The following is a 22,420-nucleotide window of genomic DNA, read 5'->3' on the forward strand; positions in this document are numbered from 1 at the left end:
GGGCCCCTCCACCCGGTTCGCGCTCGCCTCAGCCGATGCGCCAGGAGCGGCGGTCATGATGGCGTGCCACTCGGATTTCTCGCGAGCACACACGCGACGGGCGGGTCGAGCTCGAGGATCTCGACCCGGAGAGGGGCGAAACCGGCCTCGGTGAGCAGGTCCTGGAGTTCTTGAGCGGCCCGGGCCGTGGTGTCCCGGGCGGCACCGGGGCAGCGAGGCTGGCTGACGAGCGCAATGCGTCCCGCGGGGCGGAGCAGACGGCGCAGCTCGCGGAGCCGCTCCACCGGGTCGGGCCAGAACCCCACGGAGTTGACGGCGAGGATGGCATCGAGCGGATCACCGAAGCCCGGCAACCGCTCCACGGAGGCGTGCGTGAGGTGCACACGGCGGGCTCGGACGGCGGCCGCGTTGCGACGGGCCGCCTGCCGCACCATGACCTGTGAGTGGTCGATGCCGAAGACGTGGCCCCGGGTGGCGCGCGCGGCGAGCTCGGCGATGGCGACCCCGGGACCGAAGCCGATCTCGAGCACCCGGTCGGTGGGCTGCACGTCCAGCAACGACACCACCCAGAGGTTGCGCTGCCGGTTGGAGGGGCGATGCGCGAACATCCAGCCGACCGCCCGCCCGACGACCCCCCGGGGGTGGTGCGCCTGGCGCACCAAGGTCCTGATCGCGCGTTGCTTGAGAGATTTACCTGCTGTCTGCATGATCGCCAGTCAACGGCTTCAAGTACGCTTGAAGTCAAATGGGCGATCAGTCGTTGACGATTGGTGAGCTGGCGAGCCGCACCGGCGTCGCCACCTCCGCGCTGCGCTACTGGGAGGAACTCGGCCTGCTGCCGGCACCGCCCCGGATCTCAGGCCAACGGCGTTATCCGCCATCGGCGGTCGGCCTGGTCGGCCTGGTGATGTTGCTGCGAGATGTCGGCTTCACGCTGCGGGAGGTCAAGGCCTTCATCGCGGCGCGTTCGCCGGCCGGCGACGGCTGGCGGGAGCTGTCCCGGCGCAAGCTCACCGAGCTGGATCAACGGATCGCGCAGGCTCAGGTGGCACGTACTGCCATCGTCCATGGCCTGGCCTGCCCGCAGGAGGACATCTTCGAGTGCCCGAACTTCACCCGTGGGATCGCGGCGCTCCTGGCGAGATCTCCCCTCGAAGAGGCACACGAAAGGGCGCACTCGCCTGACCATGCCGGCGAGACGGACGGCCTCACCACCGGGGTGCGAGAACGCCAAGGATGAGGCCGTGGGACTCGCCCGCCAACATGAAGCCTCTGACCGACACCATCGAGGCAGTGGGACCGGCTCGCCAATGCGAACTGCCCGGCTCGACGGGCACGAGCGCCGATGCCGCCCCTGACGCATCACGGCTTCCGGTTCGGGATTCATGCCGCTCATCCGCCGGGTCCTTGCCCCGCTCAGCCGTTCCCGTGAGCACCGGCCTGGCGAGTGGAGCCGTCCGGGCATGCGCGACCCCGGGCAAGGCGGTTCCGTCGTCGGAGCGGCCTACGATCATGGTCTACCCAGGCCTCAGGCCCTCTGAGGGGATGCTAGTTTGACGCTCCATGTCGGACTATCTGCGCGAGCTGTTCTCCCTGCACGGCCGGCGCGCCCTGGTGACCGGTGGCAGCTCCGGGATCGGGTACGGCATCGCCGAGGCCATCGGCCGTGCCGGAGCCGAAGTCGTGGTGGTCGCCCGCAGGCAGGGCGCATTGGACGAGGCCGTCACCCGGCTGCGCGAGCACGGCGTCACCGCCTCCTCGATCAGCGCCGATCTCGGCGACCGCGGCGACGTCGAGCGGGTATGCGCCGCCGCGGGCGCCATCGACATCCTGGTCAACGACGCCGGAAACAACATCCGCAAGCCCATGGCCGACCTCACCGTCGACGACTACGAGCGCACCCTGGCCGTGAACCTCACCGCGCCGTACCTGCTCGGCCAGCACTTCGGCCCTCAGATGGCGGGCCGCGGCCGGGGACGCATCATCAACGTCGGCTCCCAGCAGTCGATCAGCGCCTTCGGCGACAGCGGGGTTTACGGCGCGGCCAAGGCCGCCCTCGCTGGGCTGACCCGCTCCCAGGCCGAGGCGTGGTCGGCCCGCGGGGTGTGCGTCAACACCATCATCCCCGGATTCGTGCTGACGCCGCTGACCGAACCCGCCCAGGCCGTGCCGGGCCGCGTCGAGGCGCTTGCCGCCCGCCACATGACGGGCCGCAACGGCGTGCCCGAGGACTTCGCCGGAGCCGCGGTGTTTCTGGCCGGTGACGCCTCCGCATTTGTCACCGGCCAGATGCTCTTCGTCGACGGGGGTTTCTCGGTGCACTGAGACAGGGCGATGCCCAAGCCCGGCACCTTTACTTTGTAGATTACTTACGACGGATCTGACGCACCCCCGCCCCGTCATGCCAGGCGTCCATGACCCATCTCGTCGCCCTCGATCCTCGTCCACACCACTTTCGCCAGCTCGATCCGGAACAGGTGGGAGTCGGAGCCCGGCAGCTGGAACGGCTCCAGCACCTCCGGGTCGGTGACCTCCACCGCGCGCCCGGCGAGCTTCACGTCGCCCTCCCACGCCGAAGGCTCCTCCACGTCGGGCTCCGCAGAGGCGACGTGGATCGCCATGCGCGGATCGCGCCGCAGGTCGAAAGCCTTGACGGCGCGCGGCATCGAACCCGTCCACAACTCGCCGTCCCGCCAGATCGTCTCGATGCCGCTGACCCGCGGCGAGCCGTCTTTGCGCAGCGTCGCCAGGACCCGTCCCCGGCACCCCTCCATCAGCCGCCGCGCCACCTCCGCCAACGCGGGTGCCTGCCGCTCGAACTCCTGCCATGAAGCCATGGACGCCATCATGGACGACGGCACCGACAGAATCGGCCGGCGATCATGGCCTGTACGGCGACGGCCAAGCCGGCACCCGGCTGATCAGTCAAGTGTCCCGTCAACTTCAGTCCAACCGTTTCAAGAGCAGCCCGCCGCACTCACCGAGGATTCGTGCGGCCGGGGACGCGGGCGGGTCACCAGGTCGTCACCCGGTGGGAAGGGGCCTGGCCAGGCGTTGACGACGCATGTTGGCAAAACCGGGCGACTCTCAGTACGTTAGTAAACGAATATGCATTTACTAATGGGAGACCTCCATGACCACCCGCCGCCCGTTCACCTGCTCGGTCTTCATCGGCATCAGCCTCGACGGGTTCATCGCCCGCGAGGACGGCGACCTCCACTGGCTCACCAGCCGGGGCGAGGCCGCCGGCGACGACCTCGGCTACGACGCGTTCATCGAGAACATCGACACCGTCGTCATGGGCCGGGGCACCTACGAGCCCGGCCTGACCTACGATCCGTGGCCGCACGCGGACAAGCACGTCGTCGTGCTCAGCAGCACGCTGCCCGAGGACGCCGACCCCCGCGTCACCGTCCGCCGCGACCTCGACGCGCTCCTGTGGCACCTCACCGAGCGCGGCTCCAAGGGTGTGTACGTCGACGGCGGCCAGGTCATCCGCGCCTTCCTGCGCGCCGGACTGATCGACGAGATGACCCTCACGACGGTCCCGGTGCTGCTGGGCACCGGGCTGCCCCTGTTCGGCCCGGTCGGCGGTGACATCCCGCTCGTCCACGTGTCGACGCAGGTGTTCGGCGCGAGTGTCGTCCAGTCCACCTACCGGATCCACCGCCCCTCCGACTGAAGGCGCGAATTATAGCGTTTGCCCAGCTCACATGGCTTGTGACGGCATATCAGCGGTGCAAGACTGGACCTGACGGAAGGGGGAACATCATGATCGAAGTCAAGAGCATCGACAAGCCCGACGAACGCCGCGACTTCCCGATGGGCCACCTGGAGGTGTGCAACCTCAGCGGGCTCACCTTCGGCGTCGCCACGTTCGAGCCGGGCTGGCGCTGGTCGGCCTCCGTCAAGCCGATCGCGGGGACGGATCTGTGCGAGGTCCACCACAACGGGTTCGTCGCCGAGGGACGCCTGCGCATCCGCATGAACGACGGCACCGAGGCCGAGGTGGGCCCGGGCGAGGTCTTCGTCTGCCCGCCGGGACACGACGCCTGGGTCGTCGGCGACCAGCCGGCCATCGTCTACGACTTCGCGGGCGGCGCCGCCGACTACGCCAAGGTCAAGAGCGGCTGATCGCACCGGTCACCGCCACCTGCCGGCCCGCCCTCCGCCCGCGCCCGCTCGGGGCATCCGCCTCACATCTCGCGAAGGACGGGCCGGCTTCCGCACAGCCAGTTCCCGCGGCCGTTCCGCGCGATTGGGTCCGCGCGGAGACGTCATTCGGCGAACTGCCTTCGGCGGGCGGACGCGAGCTACGCGCGGCGGCGGGCGCGGTAGGCGCTGGCCTTGGCGCGATTCTGGCAGGACACGCCGCAGAACCGGCGTGAGGCGTTCCTGGTGACGTCGAAGAACACCAGGTCGCAACCGCTCGCGTCGCAGGAGCGCAGCCGTACACCCTGTCCGACGCCGATCACCATGGCCAGCGCCGTCGCGGCGTCGGCGGCCCAGGCGTCCACCCGGTCCGCCTCCGGCCGGTGGAAGGCCAGAACCGGCGGGTCACCGCGCAGGTTGGGCACGGCGGCGTGACGTACCAGGCAGTGGTTGAGCATGGCGACCGCGCTGGAGTCGCCGGTGAAAGAGGGGTGCAGTTCGGCGGCCACGATCGCGAGCCGGTCGGCCTCCTCGTCCGTCAACGCCCCGCCGATGCCCACCGAACCGTGGTAGGACGCGGCCGCGTCGGCACGCGCCTGGTCGTCGTCGCCCTCACCGGCGCTGAGCCCACCCCCGCCGGCGCCGCCCGACCGCGGGGTGCTGTCCGGCCTCGATGTGATGTCCGGCCCAGCGGCGGTGTCCGCCACAGCGGCAGGGTCCGGCGCAGAGTGCCCAGAGGGGATGCGCGGCCGAGAGGTCGAGCCGGTGGCGTGCGGGCCGGGGCGGGGCGGTGGGGAGGCGGTCCAGGCACTCCGGGCGAAGGCGGCTTCGAGGGCGACGCGCCGCCCGGAAGGCGGCCCGGAAGGCGGCCCGGAAGGCGGCCCGGAAGGCGGCCCGGAAGGCGGCCCGGAAGGCGGCCCGGAAGGCGGCCCGGAAGGCGGCCCGGAAGGCGGCCCGGAAGGCGGCCCGGAAGGCGGCCGGGAAGGAGGTCCGGAAGGCGGGACCGTGGACCGGCCGGCGGGCAGTTCGACTGGGCGGCCGTGAGCCTGGGTGACGACCAGTTCGTTCACCAGCAGGACAGCCAGCTCCACCCACCGTCCGACATAACTGTCTATTTGCGGTTGACCAGTGATGCGCCAGGCCTCTATCGTCACCGTCATACCTTATCTAGACAGTGAGGATTCACCATGAGCGCCTTGTCCAGGCTTGCCCGCCGCATGTGGCACCAGCTCGAACCGGTCCACGCCTCCGTGTACTTCTCCCCCCAAGCGTTCGAGGCGGCCGCGGCCCTCGGATACGACGTGGAATCGCGCTGGCCGAGTTACTTCGCCTACCGCTCGGCCCCGCTCGGGCGGGCCGGCGCGCGGCTGGCCACGGCGGCGTGCTACAGCTTCAGCCCGCGGACGGTGGCCGAGCACGTGCCGGCCGTGTGGGAGGTGGCCACGCCCGGGCAGGTACTGGCGGCCCGGCTGACGGCGGTCGACAGGACGTACCGCGACCTGATGGGCGGCAAGGTGGCCGGTGCGGACGCAGCCGAGGCGGCGGAGCTGGCCAGGCGGGCGGCCGAGAGCGTGACGGTGGCGGGGCGCCCGCTCGCCGCGGCCAACCTCGATCTGCCCTGGCCCGAGGAGCCGCATCTGGTGTTGTGGCAGGCCGCCACCGTACTGCGCGAACACCGGGGTGACGGGCATCTGGCAGCGCTGCAGGCCGCGGAGCTGGACCCGTGCGAGTCGCTGGTGTCGTTCGCGGCGATCGAAGCCGCCCCCGTGGCGAACTTCGCCGGGCGCGGATGGAGTGAGCAGGAGTGGGCCGCCGCGCGGGAACGGCTGGCCTGGCGCGGGCTGGTCGGCCCCGACGGCGGGGCAACCGAGCAGGGCAGGGCGCTGCGTGAGCGGGTCGAGCTGATGACGGACGAGCTGGCGGCGCAGCCGTGGCGGTTGCTCGGCGAGGAGCGCGCCGAGCGGCTGGCCCAGCTCGTCTCGCCGTTCCTGGGCGCGGTGTTCGAGGCGGGGCTGCTGCCCATGACGAGCACGCTGGGCATCACCACCGTCGCGACCCCCGGCTGACGGCCGGGACGAGCCCGGCCGTCCAGACGATCAGCCGGCCGTACCGCCGAATCCGGGGGCGGGCTGCCACAGGCTGATCTGGGTGCCCTGGTCGTCGGTGCAGGAACAGCCGCGCCCCGACCGGCCGGCGAACACCTCCCCGGTGCTGCCGCCCAGCTTGCGCACCTGCTCGACCGCCGCGCCGATATCGGCCACGTGGTAGTAGAGGTTCGGCTGCGCGCTGGGCTCGCCGGCGACGAACCCCATCGGCACGGCGGTGTTCGTGACATGCAGGTAGGTGTCGCGCTCGCGCCTGAACTCCCAGCCCAGCAGCGGCCCGTAGAAGGCGGCTGCCCTGTCGATGTCCCGGACGGACAGGGTGTAGTAACCGAGATCGGCGGCCATGGGCATACCTCCGCAATAATTGCCGCTATCGTTAAGGAGATAACATAACGAAGGCGGCAAACATTAACAACTACGTTAACGACCTTGACGGCACGCTCGCGGCGCTCGCCGATCCCACCCGGCGCAAGGTCATCGACCTGCTCCGCGACGGGCCACGCCCGGCAGGAGAGCTCGCGCAGGCCGTGCAGATGAGCGCGCCCGCCCTCAGCAGGCACCTGCGGGTGCTGCGGGCGGGCGGTCTCGTGCAGGCCGAGGCCGGCGGTGACGACGCCCGGCTTCGCCTCTACACCCTGCGCCAGGAGCCGTTCACGGCGTTGCAGGCCTGGCTCGACCAGGTGCAGGCGTTCTGGGCCGAACAGCTCGGCTCGTTCAAGGACCACGTGGAGCGCGGCGGATGAGCTCTGTGCAGGCCAGCGTCACCGTCCCCGTCGAGCCCGCCGACGCGTTCCGCGCCTTCACCGACGAGATCGACAGCTGGTGGGTGCGCGGCCGCCACAGCTGGGTCGATCCCGCCCGCGCGGTCGGCATCCGTTTCGAGGACGGCTGTCTGCGCGAGCTGTGGTCCGACGGCGGCCACGTCGACACCGGAAGGGTCCTCACCTGGGATCCGCCGCACCGCCTGGTGTGGGCCGACCTGATCAACAAGACCGGGCGGATGGAGATCGAGGTCTCCTTCACCCCCGTCACGGGCGGCACCGAGGTCCTGCTGGAACACCGCGGCCTGGACACGCTGCCGCCCGACGTGGCCGGGCGCATCCGGCGCGGCTACTCCTGGCAGATCGCGCTGCGCTGGTTCGCCGGCCGTTGGGAACAAACCTAGCGGCGGCCGTACTTCTTGTGCACGGCCTGCTTGCTGACGCCGATCACCTCGGCGATCTGCGCCCAGGCCAGCCCCGCCACCCTGGCCCGCCGCACCTGGACCGCCTCCAGACGTTCGATCTCCCGGCGCAGCGCGGTCGTGGCGTGCAGGGCCCGCAGCGGATCGTCGTCCTGCGCCTGCCTGATGAGGGTCGCCAGGTCGTTCGTCATGCACTAAAGGTAATCCAGCAGCAGCGCGCTGATCTCCTCAGGACGTTCGAGGGCTGGCAGGTGCCCGGCCCACTCCAGCTCCACCAGCCGCGCCCGGGGCAGCTCGGCGGCCAGGTGGCGGGCGGAGTCCGCGAAGTACGGCAGGTCGTGCCCGCCGGCCACCACCAGCGCCGGCACGTCGATCGCCGGCGGCGACAGCTCCTTCTCGACCTGCTCGGGCTCGGGGTCGGCGGCCAGCTGCGCCTCGAAGGCGTGCCGCTGCATCGCCACCAGCCGCTCCCACGCCTCCGCGGAGGCCTCGGGACCGAGCAGGGTGCGCGCGTTCAGCTCGGCCGCCCCCTGCGTGTCGCCCTGCTCCAGCAGGCGCTCCTCCTCGTCCCAGTACGCCCGCAGGTCCGGCGTGGGCGGCAGGGCCGAGATCGGGTTCAGCAGGACGAGCCGGTCAGCCAGCCCGGCCGCCGCCAGCTCCAGCGCCACCTTGCCCGCGCCCGACGAGGAGACCAGCGCCGCACGGCTGATCTCCAGCGCGGCCAGCAGGCGGGCCACGTCACCGCTGTCGCTGTACGGCCCGTCGGCACGGTAGGGGCTGCGCCCGTACCCGCGGAAGTCCACCTTGATCACCCGGAACCGCTCGGACAGCGCCTCCCACTGCGCGTCCCACATGCCGGAATCGGCCGCTGTCGAGTGCAGCAGCACCACGGGCTCGCCCGTCCCCTGCTCGGCGTGCCAGATCGTCAGGCGGCCAGGCCCGAGCCGCGGCCCGCGCGCAGCGTCCGGCGCACGATGACGGCCGTGCTCGCCCTGGGCGCCATGGCCTCCAGGACGCACGCGCCCGTGAATGCGGGAAGATCCATGCCGGAATGCTGGCAGAACCGGCCCCGGATATCGCCTCATTATTCGTACAGCTTGCCGAGCTCGGCGACCGCCTCACGCATGAGGGCCCGCAGCTCCGGCGGCTCCAGCACCTCGACGTCGGCGCCCATGCGCAGCAGCAGCCAGCGGGCGTGCGTGATCGACTCGACCGGCACGGTGAGCGTGAGCCACCCCTCAGGGTCGGGCTCCCCCGCCGCGGCCAGCGCCGCGCCGACGACGTCGCCGCCCATCGTGTACGCCAGCAGCTCGCCTCTGCCGGGAGCGAGCCTGATGACGGCCTCGGCGGTGTACATGCGCTCGCGGAACTCCTTGGCGTACGCACGCCAGAACCCGCCCAGCTCGAACCCCTCCGGGCGGCTGAACCGCCCCGGCAGCGTCTCCACCGTCAGGATGCGCGCCACCCGGTACGTACGGGGATCGCCACCGGGCGGGCCGTCCGACAGCGCGGCGACCATGTACCAGGAACCGCCCTTGAGCACCAGCCCGTACGGATGGATCACCCGCTCGACCTCGCGGGGCCCCCAGCGGCGGTAGGTCATGCGCAGCGGCCGCTGCTCCCACACCGCCTCGGCCACCTCGCTCAGATGCGGCACGTCGTCGCTCGTGCGGTACCAGCCGGGCACGTCCAGCAGGAAACGCTCGCGCATCCGGGAGGCGTGCGAGCGCGGCTCGGGCGGCAGCGCGGCCAGCAGTTTCAACTCGGCGTTGGCGGCCACCTCCGCCAGCCCCAGCTCGGCGGCCGGGCCGGGCAGCCCCGCCAGGAACAGCGAGGAGGCCTCCTCGGAGGTCAGTCCGTTGAGCCGGGTGCGGTATCCGTCGAGCAGCTGGTAGCCGCCCGCGGGGCCGCGGTCGGCGTAGACCGGCACGCCGGCCGCCGACAGTGCCTCGACGTCGCGGTAGACCGTGCGTACCGACACCTCCAGCTCGGCCGCCAGCTCGGGCGCGGTCATGCGGCCGCGCGACTGCAGGAGCAGGAGCAGCGAGAGCAGACGGCTGGCACGCATGCCCGACATTGTATTGCGCACATAAGTCATGTTTGTATGAACACATGGATCGTTTGCGGGCCATCATGAACGCCCTGCGCGCCAACGACAGCGTCTCCGTCGCCGAGCTGGCCGCCGAGCACGGCGTGTCGGAGATGACGATCAGGCGTGACCTGGACGAGCTGGCCCAGCAGGGGGTGGTGCGCCGGGTCAGGGGCGGGGCGCTGTCGCTGCTGCTGCGCGGCGAGGAGCCACCGTTCGGTGTGCGCGAGCGGGAGGCGGTGGAGGCCAAGGAACACATCGGCGCGGAGGTGGCCTCCTTGATCGCCGACGGCGAGGCGATCGTGCTCGACGGCGGCACGACCGTGCTGGAGGTGGCCCGCGCCCTCGGCGGCCGCCGCCTGACCGTGCTGCCGCTGGCGCTGCAGGCGGTGTCGCTGCTGGCCACCGCGCCGCGCGTGCGCCTGGTGTTGCCCGGCGGCGAGGTACGCCAGGGCGAGCTGAACTTCATGGGCCCCCTCACCGAGAGCTCCATCAAGGCGCTGCGCTTCGACACGGCCGTGATCGGCTGCTGCGGCCTGTCGGCCGAGCACGGGCTGACCGCGCACGACCTTCCCGAGGTCGCCGTCAAGCAGGCGGCCATCGCCTCGGCGCGGCGGGTGATCGTGGCCTGCGACTCGGGCAAGTTCGCCCGTACGGCCTTCGGCGCGGTCTGCCCAATCTCCCGGCTCGACGTCGTGGTGACCGACCCCGGCATCCCGCCCGAGGAGCGCGAGGCACTCTCGGCGGCCGGCGTGACAGTCAGGCAGGCCGGGTGAGACGCGAACGCACGGCCGTCCACCTGCTGTTCTTCCTGTGCGGCGCGGCCATCGGCACGTGGACGGCGCGCATCCCCGCCATCAAGGACGACCTCGGGCTCAGCGACGGCCGGCTCAGCCTCGCCCTGCTGGCCATCGCGGCCGGCGCCGTCGCCGGCATGACGGTGGTGGGCCGCCTGGTGGACCGGTACGGCAGCGCCCGCGTCATGATCCCGGCCGCGCTGGCGCAGGGCGTGGTGCTGGTGCCGCCCGCCTACGCGGAGAACCTGGGCGTGCTGGCCGGCACGCTGCTGGCGTTCGGGCTGGTGCACGGGGTGCTCGACGTGTCCATGAACGCCAACGCCGTGCAGGTCGAGCGGGCCTGCGGCCGGCCGGTCATGTCGTCGTTCCACGCGGTCTTCAGCATCGGCGGGTTCGCGGGGGCGGCCGCGGGCGGCGTGTTCGCGCACCTGTCGCTGACACCCGCGACCACGTTCGTGTCGGTGGGCGCGGTGATCGTCCTGCTGGCGGTGTGGGCGGCGCGCTGGGCACTGCGGCCGGCCCCTTCAGCCCGCGCCGGCGACGGCGCCGGCGGCCCGCCGCCCAAGGGGATCGTGTTCCTGGGCGTGCTGGCGTTCTGCTGCCTGGTGGGCGAGGGCGCCGCGGCCGACTGGAGCTCGGTCTACCTGCACGAGGACCTGGGCGCCTCGGCCGGGTTCGCCGCCGCGGGATACGCCGCGTTCTCCGTCACGATGACCGCGGGACGGCTGGCGGGGGACCGGCTGGCCGCCAGGCTGGGGGTGGTGCCGCTGGTGCGCGGCTGCGGGCTGCTGGCGGCCGCAGGGCTGGGCTTGGCGCTGCTCGGCGGGCATCCGGTGACGGGCGTGATCGGGTTCGCCTGCTTCGGGGCCGGGCTGTCGTGCATCGTGCCGCAGGTGTTCTCGGCCGCCGGCCACCGCGACCCCGCGTACGCGGGGCGGGCGCTGGCCCGGACGGCGGCCATCGGCTATCTGGGATTCCTGTCGGGGCCGGTGCTCATCGGGGCCGTCGCCGAGCTGGGCGGCCTGCCGCGGGCGCTGGCCATCCCGGCGCTGCTGGCCGCGTTCGTGGCCCTGGCCGCCACGGCGCTGCGCACCCGCGCCGAGGAGCCCGCCGCCTGACCGACCGCCGCGCCGGCGCCTCCCCAGGTCAGCCGAACTGCTGCCAGCCCAGCCTGACCACCATGGCCGCCACCACGCACAGCAGGACGACCCGTACGAAGCCGGCGCCCCGCCTGAGCGCCATGCGCGCGCCGAACTGGGCCCCGGCCACGTTGCACACCGCCATGCCCAGCCCCAGAGCCCACTGCACGTGCCCCTGCGTCCCGAACACCAGCAGCGCCCCGAGGTTCGTCCCGATGTTGACGATCTTCGCGGACGCGGAGGCCGAGACGAAGTCCAGGCCGAGGATGGCGGTGAAGGCGATGATGAGGAACGTTCCCGTGCCGGGGCCCAGGATGCCGTCGTAGAAGGCGATGCCCACCCCGGCCGTCGCCACGGCCGCGGCCACCCGGCCCTGGGTGCGCAGGTGCGGCTCCGGCACGGCGCCCATGGCCGGTCGCAGTGTCACGAACGCCGCCACCGCCAGCAGCACCACCATGACGGCCGGCCGCAGCACCTCGGCGGAGATCGACGCCGCCGCCCACGCCCCGAGCCCGGCGCTGAGCACCGCCAGCGCGGCGCCCGGCAGCGCCACCTGCCGGTCGACCTTGGTGGATCGCGCGTAGGCCACGGCCGCCGACGCGGTGCCGAAGACGGAGGAGAACTTGTTGGTGGCCATCGCCTCGACCGTCGGCATGCCGGTCACCATGATCGCGGGCAGCTGCAGCAGCCCGCCGCCGCCCACGACGGCGTCGACCCACCCCGCTCCTGCCGCCGCGCACAGCAACACCAGGACCTGCTCCAGCGGCACGCCACTCCCCCGATTTCCCCCAAGAAACCTCAAGAGTGTACAAGTCGCGCGTCAGCCGCTGGTGAGGGGACCCGGGCGGTCAGCGGGCCCCGGCCGGTGTGCGCTTCCTGGAGGCGTAGATGTCGTCCACCAGCCCGTAGGAGCGGGCCTGCTCGGCTGTGAAGATGCGGTCGCGCTCGATGTCCTTCCTGATCTCCAGCGTGCCCCGACCGGTGTGCCGCGACAGGATCTCCTCCTGCTGGTCGCGCATGCGCAGGATCTCTCTGGCGTGGATCTCCAGATCGCTGGACTGCCCGCGGCCACCCTCCGTGGCCGGCTGGTGCAGCAGGACGCGCGCGTGCGGCAGCGCCGCCCGCTTGCCGGGCGAACCGGCCGCCAGCAGCACCGCCGCCGCCGAGGACGCCTCGCCGATGCAGACCGTGTGGATCTCCGGCCGGACGAACTGCATCGTGTCGTAGATGGCCGCCATCGCCGTGAACGACCCGCCGGGCGAGTTGATGTAGACGTTGATGTCCTGGTCGGGGTCGAGCGACTCCAGCGTGAGCAGCTGCGCCATCACGTCGTTGGCCACGGTGTCGTCGATCGGCGCGCCCATGAAGATGACCCGGTCCTCGAACAGCTTGGTGTAGGGGGTCATCTCCTTCATGCCGTAGGAGGTGCGTTCGGTGAACGAGGGGAGCACGTAACGGCCGTTCATCGGGCCTTCCTTTCGACGGAGACCCCGGGCTCAAGCCCAGGGGAGGAAGCGAACCGCCGTGTGGCGGCGCGTGGATCGACGGATCGCCGTCCGGGCGAAACGTCGCATGCGGAAAGCACTCAATTCATCCCTTCTGCGATGTGGTCGACGAAGCCGTAGTCGAGCGCCTCCTGGGCGGTGAACCAGTGGTCGCGGTCGGAGTCGGCCTGGATGCGCTCCAGGGGCTGGCCGGTGTGGTGGGCGATGATCTCCGCCAGCCTGCGCTTGGTGTAGAGCATGTTCTCGGCCTGGATCGCGATGTCGCTGGCCGAGCCGCCGATGCCACCGAGCGGCTGGTGCATGACGACGCGGGCGTTGGGCAGGGCGTAGCGCTTGCCTTTGGCCCCCGCCGACAGCAGCACCTGGCCCATCGACGCGGCGAACCCCATCGCCACCGTCGCCACGTCGCACGGCACGAACTGCATCATGTCGTAGAGCGCCAGCCCCGCGTGCACGGATCCGCCCGGAGAATTGATGTATAGGGTGATGTCGCGCGCGGGATCCTCGGCCGCCAGCAAAAGCAGCTCCCCGCAGAGCCGGTTGCAGATCTCGTCGTCGACCTCCTGGCCGAGAACGACGATGCGCTCCTTCAGCAGGCGCTGACTGAGCTGGTCAGGCCACTGTGCGCGCTGGGCCTCCGTCATGACCGTCACCTTCCTGTGCGGGTATTTCCGCGAAAAACGCTAGTGCGGGAAGGCAGCAATTAAGGATTCTTTTCGCTGGCGGCGCATTTCTCTAAGGGCGCATTATTCTGTGAGCGAATAAACGTCGACATATAATCGCCGATGTGAGAAGGAACCTGCCGCGCCGGTGGGCGTGCCTCATCCTGGGCGGCGCGCTGCTGATGCCGTACATGATGGTCGGCGTCCTGGTCGCGGCCATCTGGCAGGACGAGAACGCCAATCTCATGCTGCCCACCCAGGTCGGCGTGTTCGTGGCGGTGCTGCCCGTGGTGGCGGCGACCGGGCTGTTCCTGCCGGTGCGGGCGCTGGAGGTGAACGCGGCGCAGGGCCTGCTCGGCGCGCACGTCGAGACCCCGCCGCGGCAGACGGGCCGCTCCTGGCAGGAGCGCCGCCGCACCGCCGCCTGGTTCACCCTGCACCTGGCGATCGGCGGCGTGGTCAGTGGCTGCACGCTGGCGATCGTGCCGTTCACGGTGTTCACGCTCATGCTGCCCATCGTCGGAAGCCCGACGCCGGTGATCGGCGCCGTCGTCACGCCGGGGTGGAACGCGGTGTCGTGGGCGATGGGCGGGCTCGCGACGCTGGCGGCGCTGGTCGTCGTGGCCGCGGGGGCGGGCGCGCTGCTGGCCAGGCTGGCGCCGGTCCTGCTCGGCCCCACCCCGGCCGAACGCCTGGCCGCCGCCGAGGAGCAGGCCCGTATGCTGGCCGAGCGCAACCGGCTGGCCCGCGAGCTGCACGACTCGGTCGGCCACGCGCTGAGCGTCGTCACCCTGCAGGCCGCGGCCGCCGGCCGGGTGCTCGACCGCGACCCCGGCACGGCCAAGACCGCGCTGGCCGCGATCGAGCAGTCCGCCCGCGCCGCCCTCGACGACCTCGACCACGTCCTGGGCGTGCTGCGCGACAGCGCCCACGACGGCCCCCGCAACAGCACCCACGACGGCGCCCACGACGGCGCCGTCGTGCCCGGCAGGCATCCGCAGGCCACGCTCGCCGATCTCGGCGACCTCGTCGCCGCCTCGGGCGCGCAGGTGCGGCAGGACGTCGGCGACCTGTCCGGCGTGCCCGCCGTCGTCTCCCGTGAGGGTTACCGCATCCTGCAGGAGGCGCTCACCAACGCCATCAAGCACGGCCGCGGCCCGGTGCTCCTGTCTGCCGGCGTCCAGGACGGCGAGCTGCGGCTCGAAGTCACCAACGCCGCCGGAGGCGACGGCGCCCGCCCTTCGGGAGGCAGGGGCGTGGCGGGCATGCGCGAGCGCGTGCGCCTGCTCAACGGTGACCTCCACGCCGGCCCCACACAGGCCGGGTGGACGGTCTCCGCACGCCTGCCGCTACGGTCGAGTCCATGACTCTCACTGTCGTCATCGCCGACGACGAGGACCTCATCAGGGCCGGCCTGCGCATCATCATCGACGCCGAGCCCGGCCTGAGCGTCGTAGGCGAGGCCGCCGACGGCGCCGCGGTCCTGCCCGTCGTCCGGCGCGAGCGCCCCGACCTCGTGCTGATGGACGTGCGCATGCCCGCCCTCGACGGCATCCAGGCCACCGAGCGGCTCATGGCGCTGGACGACCCGCCCAAGGTGCTGGTGGTGACGACCTTCGAGAACGACGATTACGTCTACGACGCGCTGCGCGCGGGGGCCAGCGGCTTCCTGCTCAAACGCGCCAGGCCCGACGAGCTGGTGCAGGCCGTCAAGCTGGTCGCGGCCGGCGAGTCGCTGCTGTTCCCCGCCGCGATCCGCACCCTCGCCGGACGCCGCCACGAGGCCACCGTCTCGCCCGCCAGGGTGCCGGGCATCGACCGGCTGACCGGGCGCGAGGGCGACGTGCTGCGCCTGATGACCAGGGGCCTGTCCAACCATGAGATCGCCGCCGAGCTGGTCGTCAGCCAGGAGACCGTCAAGACGCACGTCGGCAACGTGCTGGCCAAGCTGGGGGCCCGTGATCGCACGCAGGCGGTGATCGCCGCCTACGAGTCCGGCTTCGTCTCCCCCAGCTAACCCCAGCTGACCACCCCGCCGGCCATCCCAGCCGACCACCCGGGCGGCTACCCGCGCAGGCCCGCGCGTCTCATCAGCTCGGCGGCGGGCAGCACGCTCGCCTCGGTCGCCGTCAGCCCGGTGGCCGCCATGATCTGGTCGACGAGCCGCAACCCCACTGCATATCCCGCCATGTCGGGAATGCCGCGCGGCTCCTGCCCGAAGTTGCGTGTCGCGCTGTCGCCCAGCACGTACGCCGGCGTGTTCCGCATCCCGGCGAGGTCGAAGGCCGCCATGATCTTCTCGTACGCCACGTCGTACCTCTCCCCGGTCACCATCGACGACCACGGCCCCACGGCCTGCGGCCCCGACAGCTCCCGCACGAACGCCTCGGCCAGCCCTTCGGCCAGCACGTGCTCGCCGACGGTCACGGTGGCCGGGTTCCACTCGACGTTGGCGTAGCGCACGCCGTGGTGGAACTCGTGCACCGCGAGGTGCGCGATCTTGCCGATCACCTCGTCGGACGGCCAGGCCAGCAGGTAGATCATGCCCGGCGCTCCGCCCATGCCGTAGTAGCCGCCGGCCGTCGTCATGAGGTGCTCGTCGTCGGGGTTGCCCATGACGAACCACACGTCCAACGTGTCACCCTGCTTGGCCTCGGACAACCGTTCGGAAGCACGGGTCAGCTCACGCCGCACCTGGCCCAGCACGTCGGCCTCGATCATGCGCTCGAGGGCGGGCAGGTAGCGCGGGTCGTCGGCGTCGGCCCGGAAGCCGCCGCCGTTGTGGTGGATGTCGACGATGTCGCCCGGCATCGGGATCGCGTCGCGTATCGGCGCGAGCATCTCGCGCAGCGCGTCGGGCCGCCGGTCGAGCGGCCCGCGCAACATCGCGGCCGTCGGCGTCAACGTGTCATGAATGATGAACTCCATGGCGCAGGACCGTAGAGTCTCCCGTTACGTGAGGGTCAAACGCATTACCGGCCCGACGCGTCAGAGCTCCGGCTCTTCACCGCTCTCGTCGCCCGGCGACTCGCCCGGGGTGCCCGGCCCGGTCCGGCTGGGCTCGGGCGACTGCGACGGCGAGGGCTGCGGCTCAGGAGTCTCCGGCGTCGGCGGCGGCGTCGGCACGAACACCGTCGGCGGCAGCTGCCTGGGCTGCGGCTCGCTGTCCTGCCGGCCGAGCACCAGCAGCAGGAGGATGGCCGTCACCAGGAGCAGCAGCAGCACCAAGGCCAGCGCGGCCATCAGCACCCGCTTGCGGGTCTCGGTCAGCGGCCTGCGCCGCCTGGTCAGCCGGGGCAGCGCGGGCGCGCGGTCGGTCAGCCAGTACGGCACGAAGTCGGGGCCGTGAGCCTCCCCGATGAGCGTCCCGCCCACCATCACCGGCTCCAGGAACCGCTCCGCCCCCGGCCGGCCCGGCACGTACGGCACCGCGACCCACGGCGCCCGCCCGCCGTCCATGTCGAGCACCTCGGGGGCGCCCTCCAGCACCGCGGCCCGCGGCCGGCCCGCCCGCCCGAGCCATCCGCGCATCCCGGACGACCGGCTCTGGCCGGCGTCCTTGACGGCCGTCACGAACCGGTCGCGCGCGGCGGCGTCGAGCGCGGCGCCTCTGGTGAGCACCGCCAGCGATACGGCGCGCCCGTCGGGCGCCTGGCCCAGGTACACGAAACCGGCCGGCGCCGTCTGCAGGCGGGCCCGCACCATGTAGGGCCCCAGCCGGGGCGGATCGCCGTACTGCAGGGGACTTGCCACGTTTGCCATGAAAGCACAGACGTGGCGTCGTGCGAGTTTGCGGCACGTTTGGTGGAATGGGGCTCATGAGCGTCGCCGAAGAGTTGCCGGGCGGAAACGACGCGGCACTGCTGCGTCAGAGTCTCGACGAGGTCCGGCGTGTCATCGTCGGACAGGACCACATGGTCGAAAGACTGATCGTGGCCCTGCTGGCCCGTGGGCACTGCCTGCTGGAAGGAGTCCCCGGCGTCGCCAAGACCCTCGCCGCGTCCACGCTGGCCACCGTCGTGGGCGGCACGTTCGCCCGCATCCAGTTCACCCCCGACCTCGTGCCGAGCGACATCATCGGCACCCGCGTCTTCCACCCTTCCACCGAGAAGTTCGATGTCGAGCTCGGCCCCGTGTTCGTCAACTTCCTCCTGGCCGACGAGATCAACCGCGCCCCCGCCAAGGTCCAGTCCGCGCTGCTGGAGGTCATGGCCGAGCGCCAGGTCACCCTGGCCGGCGTCACCCACCCGCTGCCCAAGCCGTTCATCGTGCTGGCCACCCAGAACCCCATCGAGTCCGAGGGCGTCTATCCCCTGCCCGAGGTGCAGCGCGACCGGTTCCTCTTCCGGGTGCGGGTGCCCCACCCCACCGCCCACGAGGAGCTGGAGATCCTGCACCGGATGAGCGTCACCCCGCCCGTCCCCGACCGGGTGCTCGACCCCGCCAAGCTGCTGACGCTGCAGAAGGCCGCCGAGGACGTCTCGGTCCACCAGCTCGTCGCCGACTACGTGGTGCGCCTGGTCATGTCCACCCGCTCCCCCGGCGAATACGGCCTGGCCGAGCTGGCCGACACCATCGAGATCGGCGTCAGCCCCCGCGCCACGCTGGGCCTGGTCTCCGCCGGGAGGGCGCTGGCCCTGCTGCGGGGCCGCGACTACCTGCTGCCCGACGACGTGCGCGACGTGGCCGTGGACGTCATGTCGCACCGGCTGATGCTCACCTTCGACGCCCTGGCCGACGGCGTCGATCCCGAAGAGGTCGTCCGGCAGATCCTGCACGCCGTGCCCCCGCCCGTCGTCGTCTGGAACCAGAACCGGTGACCCGATGAACACCGCCGAGCAGGCGCTGCGCCGGCTGGAGCTGACCGTCACCCGGCGGCTCGACGGGCTGCTGCACGGCGCCCACCAGGGCCTGCTGCCCGGCACCGGCAGCGAGGCCGGCGACAGCCGCGTCTACGTGCCCGGCGAGGACGACGTGCGCCGCATGGACTGGGCCGTCACCGCCCGCACCACCATCCCCCACGTACGCGACCTGATCGCCGACCGCGAGCTGGAGACGTGGGCGCTGGCCGACCTGTCGCCCAGCATGGACTTCGGCACCGCCGACACCGACAAGCGCGACCTGGTGGTGGCGGCGGTCGGCGCGATCGGGTTCCTGTCCAGCAGGATGGGCGACCGGTTCGGCGCGCTGGTGATCCACGACGAGTACATTCACCGCATGCCCGCCCGCACCGGCCGCCCCGCCCTGTACGGGCTGCTCCACTCCCTCATGGACGCCCCCCGCGGCCAGATCGTGCCCGACCCGCCCGACCTGGCCGAGGGCATCGATGTGCTGTCGGCCAGCCGCAGGCGGCGCGGCATGCGGCTGATCGTCTCCGACTTCCTCGACGCCCAGCCCGACCTCGACCCCGACGCCGAACGCCCGTGGGAGCGGCCCATCAGGCGCCTGGCGGCCCGCCACCAGGTGCTGGCCGTCGAGGTGATCGACCCGCGCGAGCTGGAGCTGCCCGACGTGGGCCGGGTCGCGTTCGCCGACCCCGAGACCGGGAACGTACGCGAAGTGCATCTTTCACCCAAAGTCCGGCAAGCGTATGCCGAAGCGGCCGCCCAGCAACGCGAGGGCACCCGCCGGGCGCTGCGCCGCGCCGGCATCGCCCACCTCGTGCTGCGCACCGACCGCGACTGGGTGTTCGACGTGGCCCAGTTCGTCCTGCGCCAGCGCCGCATGAGCCACCTGGCCCACCGGAGACCCGTGTGAGCGAGCGAAACGAGGAGACCATCACCGACGCTATCGTGGTCGCAAGGCCCAGGAAGGAGGCCTGGTGACCTTTCTCGCCCCTGCCTGGCTGTGGCTGTTCGTGCTGGTGCTGCTGCTGGTGGCCGGCTATGTCGTGGCGCAGCTCGCCCGCCGCCGCTACACCGTGCGCTTCACCAACCTGGCGCTGCTCAACCTCGTCGCCCCCGCCGGGCCAGGCTGGCGCCGCCACGTGGCGCCCGCGCTCTTCCTGGTCATGATGTCGCTCCTGGTCGTCGGAGCCGCCAAACCCGCCGGCGAGGTACGCGTGCCGCGCGACCGCGCCACCATCATGATCGCGCTCGACGTGTCGCTGTCGATGGACGCCGACGACGTCGACCCCGACAGGATCAGCGCCGCCAAGGCGGCCGCGCAGGCGTTCGCCAAGGAGCTGCCCGACCGCTTCAACGTCGGCGTGGTCTCCTTCGCCCGCTCCGCCAACGTGGTCATCTCCCCCACCACCGACCACCAGGCCGTGATCACCGCCATCGGCAACCTCACCACCCGGCCGGGCACCGCGATCGGCGAGGCCGTCTTCAACTCCCTCGAGTCGGTGCGCTCGTTCGACCAGCAGGCCGTCACCGACCCGCCGCCGTCCGCCGTCGTGCTGCTGTCCGACGGCGACAACACCTCAGGCCGGTCGGTCAACGAGGCCATCGAGGCGGCCCAGCAGGCCGGCGTGCCGGTCTCCACGATCGCGTACGGCACCCAGGAGGGCACCGTCAACATCGACGGCAGGCCGGTGAACGTGCCGGTCAACAAGCAGACCCTGCAGTCGTTGTCCGACGGCACCAGCGGCCGCGCCTACACCGCCGAGTCCGGCTCCGAGCTGCGTGAGGTCTACGAGCAGATCGGCACCTCGCTCGGCTACAAGCTGGTCAACCAGGAGATCACCCAGTGGTTCATCGTGGCCGCCCTCATGGCCGGGCTGCTGGTGGCGGGAGCGGCCGTGCTGTTCGGCACCAGGATCCCGTAACGTTCTGCTCCGTGGCCCACTACTTCTCCGAGCAGCCGAAGACCGCGAGCAGGCCGGGCTCGGTCGACCTGGTCCTGCCCGACCTGCACCTGCGGCTGGAGACCGACAGCGGCGTGTTCTCCCCCGAGCGGGTCGACCTCGGCACGCGCGTGCTGCTGGAGAGCGTCCCGCCGCCGCCGCAGGAGGGCAACCTGCTCGACCTGGGCTGCGGCTACGGTCCCATCGCGCTGACCATGGCGTCGCGCGCGCCGGAGGCGACGGTGTGGGCCGTCGACGTGAACCGGCGGAGCCTGGAGCTGACCGCGCGCAATGCCGAAGCCGCCCGCCTTTACACAGTAAGGTCGGTGCATGTGGACGACGTGCCGGACGACGTGAGGTTCCGCGCCATCTGGTCCAATCCCGCGATCCGCATCGGCAAGCAGGCCCTGCACGACATGCTCACCAGGTGGCTGACCCGGCTGACGCCCGACGGCGTGGCCCACCTGGTCGTCCAGAAACACCTCGGCTCCGATTCCCTGCAGCGCTGGCTCGGCGAGCAGGGCTGGCAGGCCTCCCGCGAGGCCAGCCGAGCCGCCTACCGCATCCTGAAGGTGACCCGATGAGAAGGCAGCTGCGCCCCACCGACGTCAAGCGGCTCAACCGCACCTGGCGCAGGAACACTCGCAACCGCCTCGGCCTGATCATCGAGTCGGTCACCGGCCCGTTCAACATCGGCTCGATCTTCCGCAGCGCCGCCGCCTTCGGCGTCGACGAGATCTGGCTCGCCGGCAACGCGACCCCGCCGACCAATCCCAAGGCGGGCAAGACCGCGCTGGGCACCGAGCGGTTCGTCACCTGGCACGAGGCGATGCCGGCCACCGAGGCTGTCAAGGCCGCGCGCGAAGAGGGCTACACGGTGCTGGCCGTCGAACTGACCGCCGAGGCCGTGCCCCTGCACCGGGCGGAGCTCAGCCGCGACGTGTGCCTGGTGGTCGGCAGCGAGGACCACGGCTGCTCCCCCGCCCTGCTCGACGCCGCCGACGGCGTCTGCTACATCCCCCAGATCGGCCGGGTGGGCTCGTTCAACGTCGCGGTGGCGACAGCCATCGCCCTGGCCGAGGCTCGCCGCCAGGAATGGGAGAATCTCCCCGAATCGTAATCCGCACCGTTCACCCAGAAGGGCATACTTCAGGACGTGCTCAGCCGTCGATTCGCGTTTCTCGACCACCCGGGCCCGCTGGCCTTCGCCCACCGCGGCGGAGCGGCAGAGAACGCGGAGAACTCCGCCGCCGCGTTCGAGCGGGCGGTCGGCCTCGGATACACCTATCTGGAGACCGACGCCCACGCCACCACCGACGGCGTGCTGCTCGCCTTCCACGACCACACGCTCGACCGCGTGACCGACCGCCGGGGCCGCATCTCCGAGCTCCCCTACCGGGAGGTCAAACGGGCCCGCATCGACGGCGTGCACGAGATCCCGCTGCTGGAAGACCTGCTGGGCACCTGGCCGGAGATCCGTTTCAACATCGACGTCAAGGAGTCGGCCGCCATCGCCCCGCTCGCCGCGGCGGTCCGGCGCACCGACGCCTACGACCGGATCTGCTTGACCTCCTTCTCCGACGAGCGCCTGGCCCTGGCCAGGGCGGCGCTGGGCAGGGAGGTGTGCTCGGCGCTCGGCCCGCGCGGCGTCGCCGCGCTGCGTGCCGCCGCCGCGACCTCCGGCTACGGCCGGCTGCTCGCCCGCCTGTCCCGCGCCGGGGTGCCGTGCGCTCAGGTGCCGGCGGGCTTCCGCGGCCTGCGCGTCACGACCCGGGCGCTGGTCCGCACGGCGCACGCCATCGGCATGCAGGTGCACGTGTGGACCATCAACGACACCGCCCGCATGGAGCGCCTGCTCGACCTCGGCGTCGACGGCATCATGACCGACAACGTCACCGGCCTGCGCGACGTCCTCCAGCGTCGCGGCCAGTGGCACCCCGGCCGGTTGGCCGCCTGAGCGCGACGCACGCCCGCCCTGCCCATATAGGAGCGACACGACAC

General features: G+C 71.8%; 29 protein-coding genes. 17 read left to right on the plus strand and 12 right to left on the minus strand.

The features are described from left to right. Positions 1-53: 53 nt before the first annotated feature. The gene (locus tag E1294_RS30180) at positions 54-707 is read right to left on the minus strand and encodes a class I SAM-dependent methyltransferase (RefSeq protein ID WP_132513990.1); all 654 of its coding nucleotides are present in this window, start codon (positions 705-707) and stop codon (positions 54-56) included. Between the two features lie 53 nt (positions 708-760). On the opposite strand from E1294_RS30180, the gene E1294_RS30185 reads away from it, so the two are divergent. Both E1294_RS30185 and E1294_RS30190 read left to right on the plus strand, forming a co-directional pair. After that, positions 761-1,240: a MerR family transcriptional regulator gene (locus E1294_RS30185; protein ID WP_165977549.1), complete on the plus strand. Its 480-nt coding sequence runs from the start codon at positions 761-763 to the stop codon at positions 1,238-1,240. Between the two features lie 323 nt (positions 1,241-1,563). Continuing rightward, positions 1,564-2,325: an SDR family NAD(P)-dependent oxidoreductase gene (locus E1294_RS30190; RefSeq protein WP_132513994.1), complete on the plus strand. Its 762-nt coding sequence runs from the start codon at positions 1,564-1,566 to the stop codon at positions 2,323-2,325. 74 nt (positions 2,326-2,399) lie between these two features. Here E1294_RS30190 and E1294_RS30195 read toward each other — a convergent pair whose 3' ends face one another. Next, positions 2,400-2,837 carry a pyridoxamine 5'-phosphate oxidase family protein gene (locus E1294_RS30195; protein WP_132513996.1) on the minus strand — a complete coding sequence of 146 codons (438 nt, stop codon included), beginning with the start codon at positions 2,835-2,837 and terminating at the stop codon, positions 2,400-2,402. A gap of 296 nt (positions 2,838-3,133) precedes the next feature. Here E1294_RS30195 and E1294_RS30200 point away from each other — a divergent pair, with 296 nt between their 5' ends. Beyond that, positions 3,134-3,682, plus strand: a complete 549-nt coding sequence (locus E1294_RS30200; protein WP_132513998.1) for a dihydrofolate reductase family protein — start codon at positions 3,134-3,136, stop codon at positions 3,680-3,682. Between the two features lie 89 nt (positions 3,683-3,771). Further along, positions 3,772-4,134, plus strand: coding sequence for a cupin domain-containing protein (locus E1294_RS30205; protein ID WP_132514000.1), 363 nt, complete (start codon positions 3,772-3,774; stop codon positions 4,132-4,134). 179 nt (positions 4,135-4,313) lie between these two features. On the opposite strand, the gene E1294_RS56185 is transcribed toward E1294_RS30205, so the two are convergent. Then, complete coding sequence (locus tag E1294_RS56185; protein ID WP_246083376.1) at positions 4,314-4,859, minus strand: CGNR zinc finger domain-containing protein; 546 nt, start codon at positions 4,857-4,859, stop codon at positions 4,314-4,316. 480 nt (positions 4,860-5,339) lie between these two features. Here E1294_RS56185 and E1294_RS30220 point away from each other — a divergent pair, with 480 nt between their 5' ends. Further along, on the plus strand, positions 5,340-6,218 hold the full coding sequence (locus E1294_RS30220; protein WP_132514004.1) for an SCO6745 family protein: 879 nt from the start codon (positions 5,340-5,342) through the stop codon (positions 6,216-6,218). A 30-nt stretch (positions 6,219-6,248) separates the two neighbouring features. Here E1294_RS30220 and E1294_RS30225 read toward each other — a convergent pair whose 3' ends face one another. Continuing rightward, positions 6,249-6,602, minus strand: coding sequence for a VOC family protein (locus E1294_RS30225; RefSeq protein WP_132514006.1), 354 nt, complete (start codon positions 6,600-6,602; stop codon positions 6,249-6,251). Positions 6,603-6,664: 62 nt separating this feature from the next. Between E1294_RS30225 and E1294_RS30230 the strand changes: the two genes are divergently transcribed. Further along, positions 6,665-7,000 carry an ArsR/SmtB family transcription factor gene (locus E1294_RS30230; RefSeq protein ID WP_132514008.1) on the plus strand — a complete coding sequence of 112 codons (336 nt, stop codon included), beginning with the start codon at positions 6,665-6,667 and terminating at the stop codon, positions 6,998-7,000. Continuing rightward, positions 6,997-7,422 carry an SRPBCC domain-containing protein gene (locus E1294_RS30235; protein ID WP_132514010.1) on the plus strand — a complete coding sequence of 142 codons (426 nt, stop codon included), beginning with the start codon at positions 6,997-6,999 and terminating at the stop codon, positions 7,420-7,422. The genes E1294_RS30230 and E1294_RS30235 overlap by 4 nt, the downstream gene beginning before the upstream one ends. Here the strand turns inward: E1294_RS30235 and E1294_RS30240 are convergent. From E1294_RS30240 to E1294_RS30250, 3 genes are all read right to left on the minus strand, one after another. Continuing rightward, on the minus strand, positions 7,419-7,631 hold the full coding sequence (locus tag E1294_RS30240; RefSeq protein WP_132514012.1) for a hypothetical protein: 213 nt from the start codon (positions 7,629-7,631) through the stop codon (positions 7,419-7,421). The genes E1294_RS30235 and E1294_RS30240 overlap by 4 nt on opposite strands. Positions 7,632-7,634: 3 nt before the next feature. After that, a complete protein-coding gene (locus E1294_RS30245) occupies positions 7,635-8,330 on the minus strand; it encodes an alpha/beta fold hydrolase (protein ID WP_220448017.1) in 696 nt (231 codons plus the stop codon). 194 nt (positions 8,331-8,524) lie between these two features. Next, positions 8,525-9,508, minus strand: a complete 984-nt coding sequence (locus E1294_RS30250) for a helix-turn-helix transcriptional regulator (protein WP_132514016.1) — start codon at positions 9,506-9,508, stop codon at positions 8,525-8,527. 44 nt (positions 9,509-9,552) lie between these two features. On the opposite strand from E1294_RS30250, the gene E1294_RS30255 reads away from it, so the two are divergent. Both E1294_RS30255 and E1294_RS30260 read left to right on the plus strand, forming a co-directional pair. Further along, positions 9,553-10,305: a DeoR/GlpR family DNA-binding transcription regulator gene (locus tag E1294_RS30255; protein ID WP_132514018.1), complete on the plus strand. Its 753-nt coding sequence runs from the start codon at positions 9,553-9,555 to the stop codon at positions 10,303-10,305. Beyond that, complete coding sequence (locus tag E1294_RS30260; RefSeq protein WP_132514020.1) at positions 10,302-11,444, plus strand: MFS transporter; 1,143 nt, start codon at positions 10,302-10,304, stop codon at positions 11,442-11,444. Before E1294_RS30255 ends, E1294_RS30260 begins: the two co-directional genes overlap by 4 nt. Before the next feature lie 28 nt (positions 11,445-11,472). On the opposite strand, the gene E1294_RS30265 is transcribed toward E1294_RS30260, so the two are convergent. The 3 genes from E1294_RS30265 to E1294_RS30275 form a co-directional block, all read right to left on the minus strand. Beyond that, on the minus strand, positions 11,473-12,234 hold the full coding sequence (locus tag E1294_RS30265) for a sulfite exporter TauE/SafE family protein (RefSeq protein WP_132514022.1): 762 nt from the start codon (positions 12,232-12,234) through the stop codon (positions 11,473-11,475). Positions 12,235-12,313: 79 nt separating this feature from the next. Beyond that, positions 12,314-12,931: an ATP-dependent Clp protease proteolytic subunit gene (locus E1294_RS30270; RefSeq protein WP_132514024.1), complete on the minus strand. Its 618-nt coding sequence runs from the start codon at positions 12,929-12,931 to the stop codon at positions 12,314-12,316. 119 nt (positions 12,932-13,050) lie between these two features. Beyond that, positions 13,051-13,614: a ClpP family protease gene (locus E1294_RS30275; protein WP_132514026.1), complete on the minus strand. Its 564-nt coding sequence runs from the start codon at positions 13,612-13,614 to the stop codon at positions 13,051-13,053. Positions 13,615-13,757: 143 nt separating this feature from the next. Here E1294_RS30275 and E1294_RS30280 point away from each other — a divergent pair, with 143 nt between their 5' ends. Then, positions 13,758-14,999 carry a sensor histidine kinase gene (locus E1294_RS30280; protein WP_246083377.1) on the plus strand — a complete coding sequence of 414 codons (1,242 nt, stop codon included), beginning with the start codon at positions 13,758-13,760 and terminating at the stop codon, positions 14,997-14,999. Then, positions 14,996-15,649, plus strand: coding sequence for a response regulator transcription factor (locus E1294_RS30285; RefSeq protein WP_132514028.1), 654 nt, complete (start codon positions 14,996-14,998; stop codon positions 15,647-15,649). The genes E1294_RS30280 and E1294_RS30285 overlap by 4 nt, the downstream gene beginning before the upstream one ends. 47 nt (positions 15,650-15,696) lie before the next feature. Here E1294_RS30285 and E1294_RS30290 read toward each other — a convergent pair whose 3' ends face one another. Together E1294_RS30290 and E1294_RS30295 are read right to left on the minus strand one after the other, a co-directional pair. Then, positions 15,697-16,560, minus strand: a complete 864-nt coding sequence (locus E1294_RS30290; RefSeq protein WP_132514030.1) for a DUF2268 domain-containing putative Zn-dependent protease — start codon at positions 16,558-16,560, stop codon at positions 15,697-15,699. A 60-nt stretch (positions 16,561-16,620) separates the two neighbouring features. Next, complete coding sequence (locus E1294_RS30295; RefSeq protein WP_246083378.1) at positions 16,621-17,394, minus strand: hypothetical protein; 774 nt, start codon at positions 17,392-17,394, stop codon at positions 16,621-16,623. Positions 17,395-17,450: 56 nt separating this feature from the next. Between E1294_RS30295 and E1294_RS30300 the strand changes: the two genes are divergently transcribed. The 6 genes from E1294_RS30300 (at position 17,451) to E1294_RS30325 (ending at position 22,376) form a co-directional block, all read left to right on the plus strand. Next, the gene (locus E1294_RS30300) at positions 17,451-18,452 is read left to right on the plus strand and encodes an AAA family ATPase (RefSeq protein ID WP_132514032.1); all 1,002 of its coding nucleotides are present in this window, start codon (positions 17,451-17,453) and stop codon (positions 18,450-18,452) included. A gap of 4 nt (positions 18,453-18,456) precedes the next feature. Further along, positions 18,457-19,389 carry a DUF58 domain-containing protein gene (locus tag E1294_RS30305; RefSeq protein WP_132514034.1) on the plus strand — a complete coding sequence of 311 codons (933 nt, stop codon included), beginning with the start codon at positions 18,457-18,459 and terminating at the stop codon, positions 19,387-19,389. A gap of 64 nt (positions 19,390-19,453) precedes the next feature. Continuing rightward, positions 19,454-20,401, plus strand: coding sequence for a VWA domain-containing protein (locus tag E1294_RS30310; protein WP_132514036.1), 948 nt, complete (start codon positions 19,454-19,456; stop codon positions 20,399-20,401). 11 nt (positions 20,402-20,412) lie between these two features. Continuing rightward, positions 20,413-21,003 (plus strand): class I SAM-dependent methyltransferase, encoded by a 591-nt coding sequence (locus tag E1294_RS30315; protein ID WP_132514038.1) that lies wholly within the window; start codon positions 20,413-20,415, stop codon positions 21,001-21,003. Further along, the gene (locus E1294_RS30320) at positions 21,000-21,539 is read left to right on the plus strand and encodes a TrmH family RNA methyltransferase (protein WP_132514040.1); all 540 of its coding nucleotides are present in this window, start codon (positions 21,000-21,002) and stop codon (positions 21,537-21,539) included. Before E1294_RS30315 ends, E1294_RS30320 begins: the two co-directional genes overlap by 4 nt. A gap of 36 nt (positions 21,540-21,575) precedes the next feature. Continuing rightward, entirely contained in the window at positions 21,576-22,376 is an 801-nt protein-coding gene (locus E1294_RS30325; protein WP_132514042.1) for a glycerophosphodiester phosphodiesterase family protein, read from the plus strand. The last annotated feature ends 44 nt before the right edge of the window (positions 22,377-22,420 follow it).

The sequence above is a fragment of the Nonomuraea diastatica genome, assembly GCF_004349015.1.
In the GTDB taxonomy this organism is placed as follows: domain Bacteria; phylum Actinomycetota; class Actinomycetes; order Streptosporangiales; family Streptosporangiaceae; genus Nonomuraea; species Nonomuraea diastatica.

Excerpts from the sequence above, each read along its gene's own strand:
- E1294_RS30180 (WP_132513990.1), bottom strand. The coding sequence starts at position 707 with ATGCAGACAGCAGGTAAATCTCTCAAGCAACGCGCGATCAGGACCTTG.
- E1294_RS30190 (WP_132513994.1), top strand. The coding sequence starts at position 1,564 with ATGTCGGACTATCTGCGCGAGCTGTTCTCCCTGCACGGCCGGCGCGCC.
- E1294_RS30195 (WP_132513996.1), bottom strand. The coding sequence starts at position 2,837 with ATGGCTTCATGGCAGGAGTTCGAGCGGCAGGCACCCGCGTTGGCGGAG.
- E1294_RS30200 (WP_132513998.1), top strand. The coding sequence starts at position 3,134 with ATGACCACCCGCCGCCCGTTCACCTGCTCGGTCTTCATCGGCATCAGC.
- E1294_RS30205 (WP_132514000.1), top strand. The coding sequence starts at position 3,772 with ATGATCGAAGTCAAGAGCATCGACAAGCCCGACGAACGCCGCGACTTC.
- E1294_RS30220 (WP_132514004.1), top strand. The coding sequence starts at position 5,340 with ATGAGCGCCTTGTCCAGGCTTGCCCGCCGCATGTGGCACCAGCTCGAA.
- E1294_RS30225 (WP_132514006.1), bottom strand. The coding sequence starts at position 6,602 with ATGGCCGCCGATCTCGGTTACTACACCCTGTCCGTCCGGGACATCGAC.
- E1294_RS30235 (WP_132514010.1), top strand. The coding sequence starts at position 6,997 with ATGAGCTCTGTGCAGGCCAGCGTCACCGTCCCCGTCGAGCCCGCCGAC.
- E1294_RS30240 (WP_132514012.1), bottom strand. The coding sequence starts at position 7,631 with ATGACGAACGACCTGGCGACCCTCATCAGGCAGGCGCAGGACGACGAT.
- E1294_RS30250 (WP_132514016.1), bottom strand. The coding sequence starts at position 9,508 with ATGCGTGCCAGCCGTCTGCTCTCGCTGCTCCTGCTCCTGCAGTCGCGC.
- E1294_RS30255 (WP_132514018.1), top strand. The coding sequence starts at position 9,553 with ATGGATCGTTTGCGGGCCATCATGAACGCCCTGCGCGCCAACGACAGC.
- E1294_RS30270 (WP_132514024.1), bottom strand. The coding sequence starts at position 12,931 with ATGAACGGCCGTTACGTGCTCCCCTCGTTCACCGAACGCACCTCCTAC.
- E1294_RS30275 (WP_132514026.1), bottom strand. The coding sequence starts at position 13,614 with ATGACGGAGGCCCAGCGCGCACAGTGGCCTGACCAGCTCAGTCAGCGC.
- E1294_RS30285 (WP_132514028.1), top strand. The coding sequence starts at position 14,996 with ATGACTCTCACTGTCGTCATCGCCGACGACGAGGACCTCATCAGGGCC.
- E1294_RS30290 (WP_132514030.1), bottom strand. The coding sequence starts at position 16,560 with ATGGAGTTCATCATTCATGACACGTTGACGCCGACGGCCGCGATGTTG.
- E1294_RS30295 (WP_246083378.1), bottom strand. The coding sequence starts at position 17,394 with ATGGCAAACGTGGCAAGTCCCCTGCAGTACGGCGATCCGCCCCGGCTG.
- E1294_RS30300 (WP_132514032.1), top strand. The coding sequence starts at position 17,451 with ATGAGCGTCGCCGAAGAGTTGCCGGGCGGAAACGACGCGGCACTGCTG.
- E1294_RS30305 (WP_132514034.1), top strand. The coding sequence starts at position 18,457 with ATGAACACCGCCGAGCAGGCGCTGCGCCGGCTGGAGCTGACCGTCACC.
- E1294_RS30320 (WP_132514040.1), top strand. The coding sequence starts at position 21,000 with ATGAGAAGGCAGCTGCGCCCCACCGACGTCAAGCGGCTCAACCGCACC.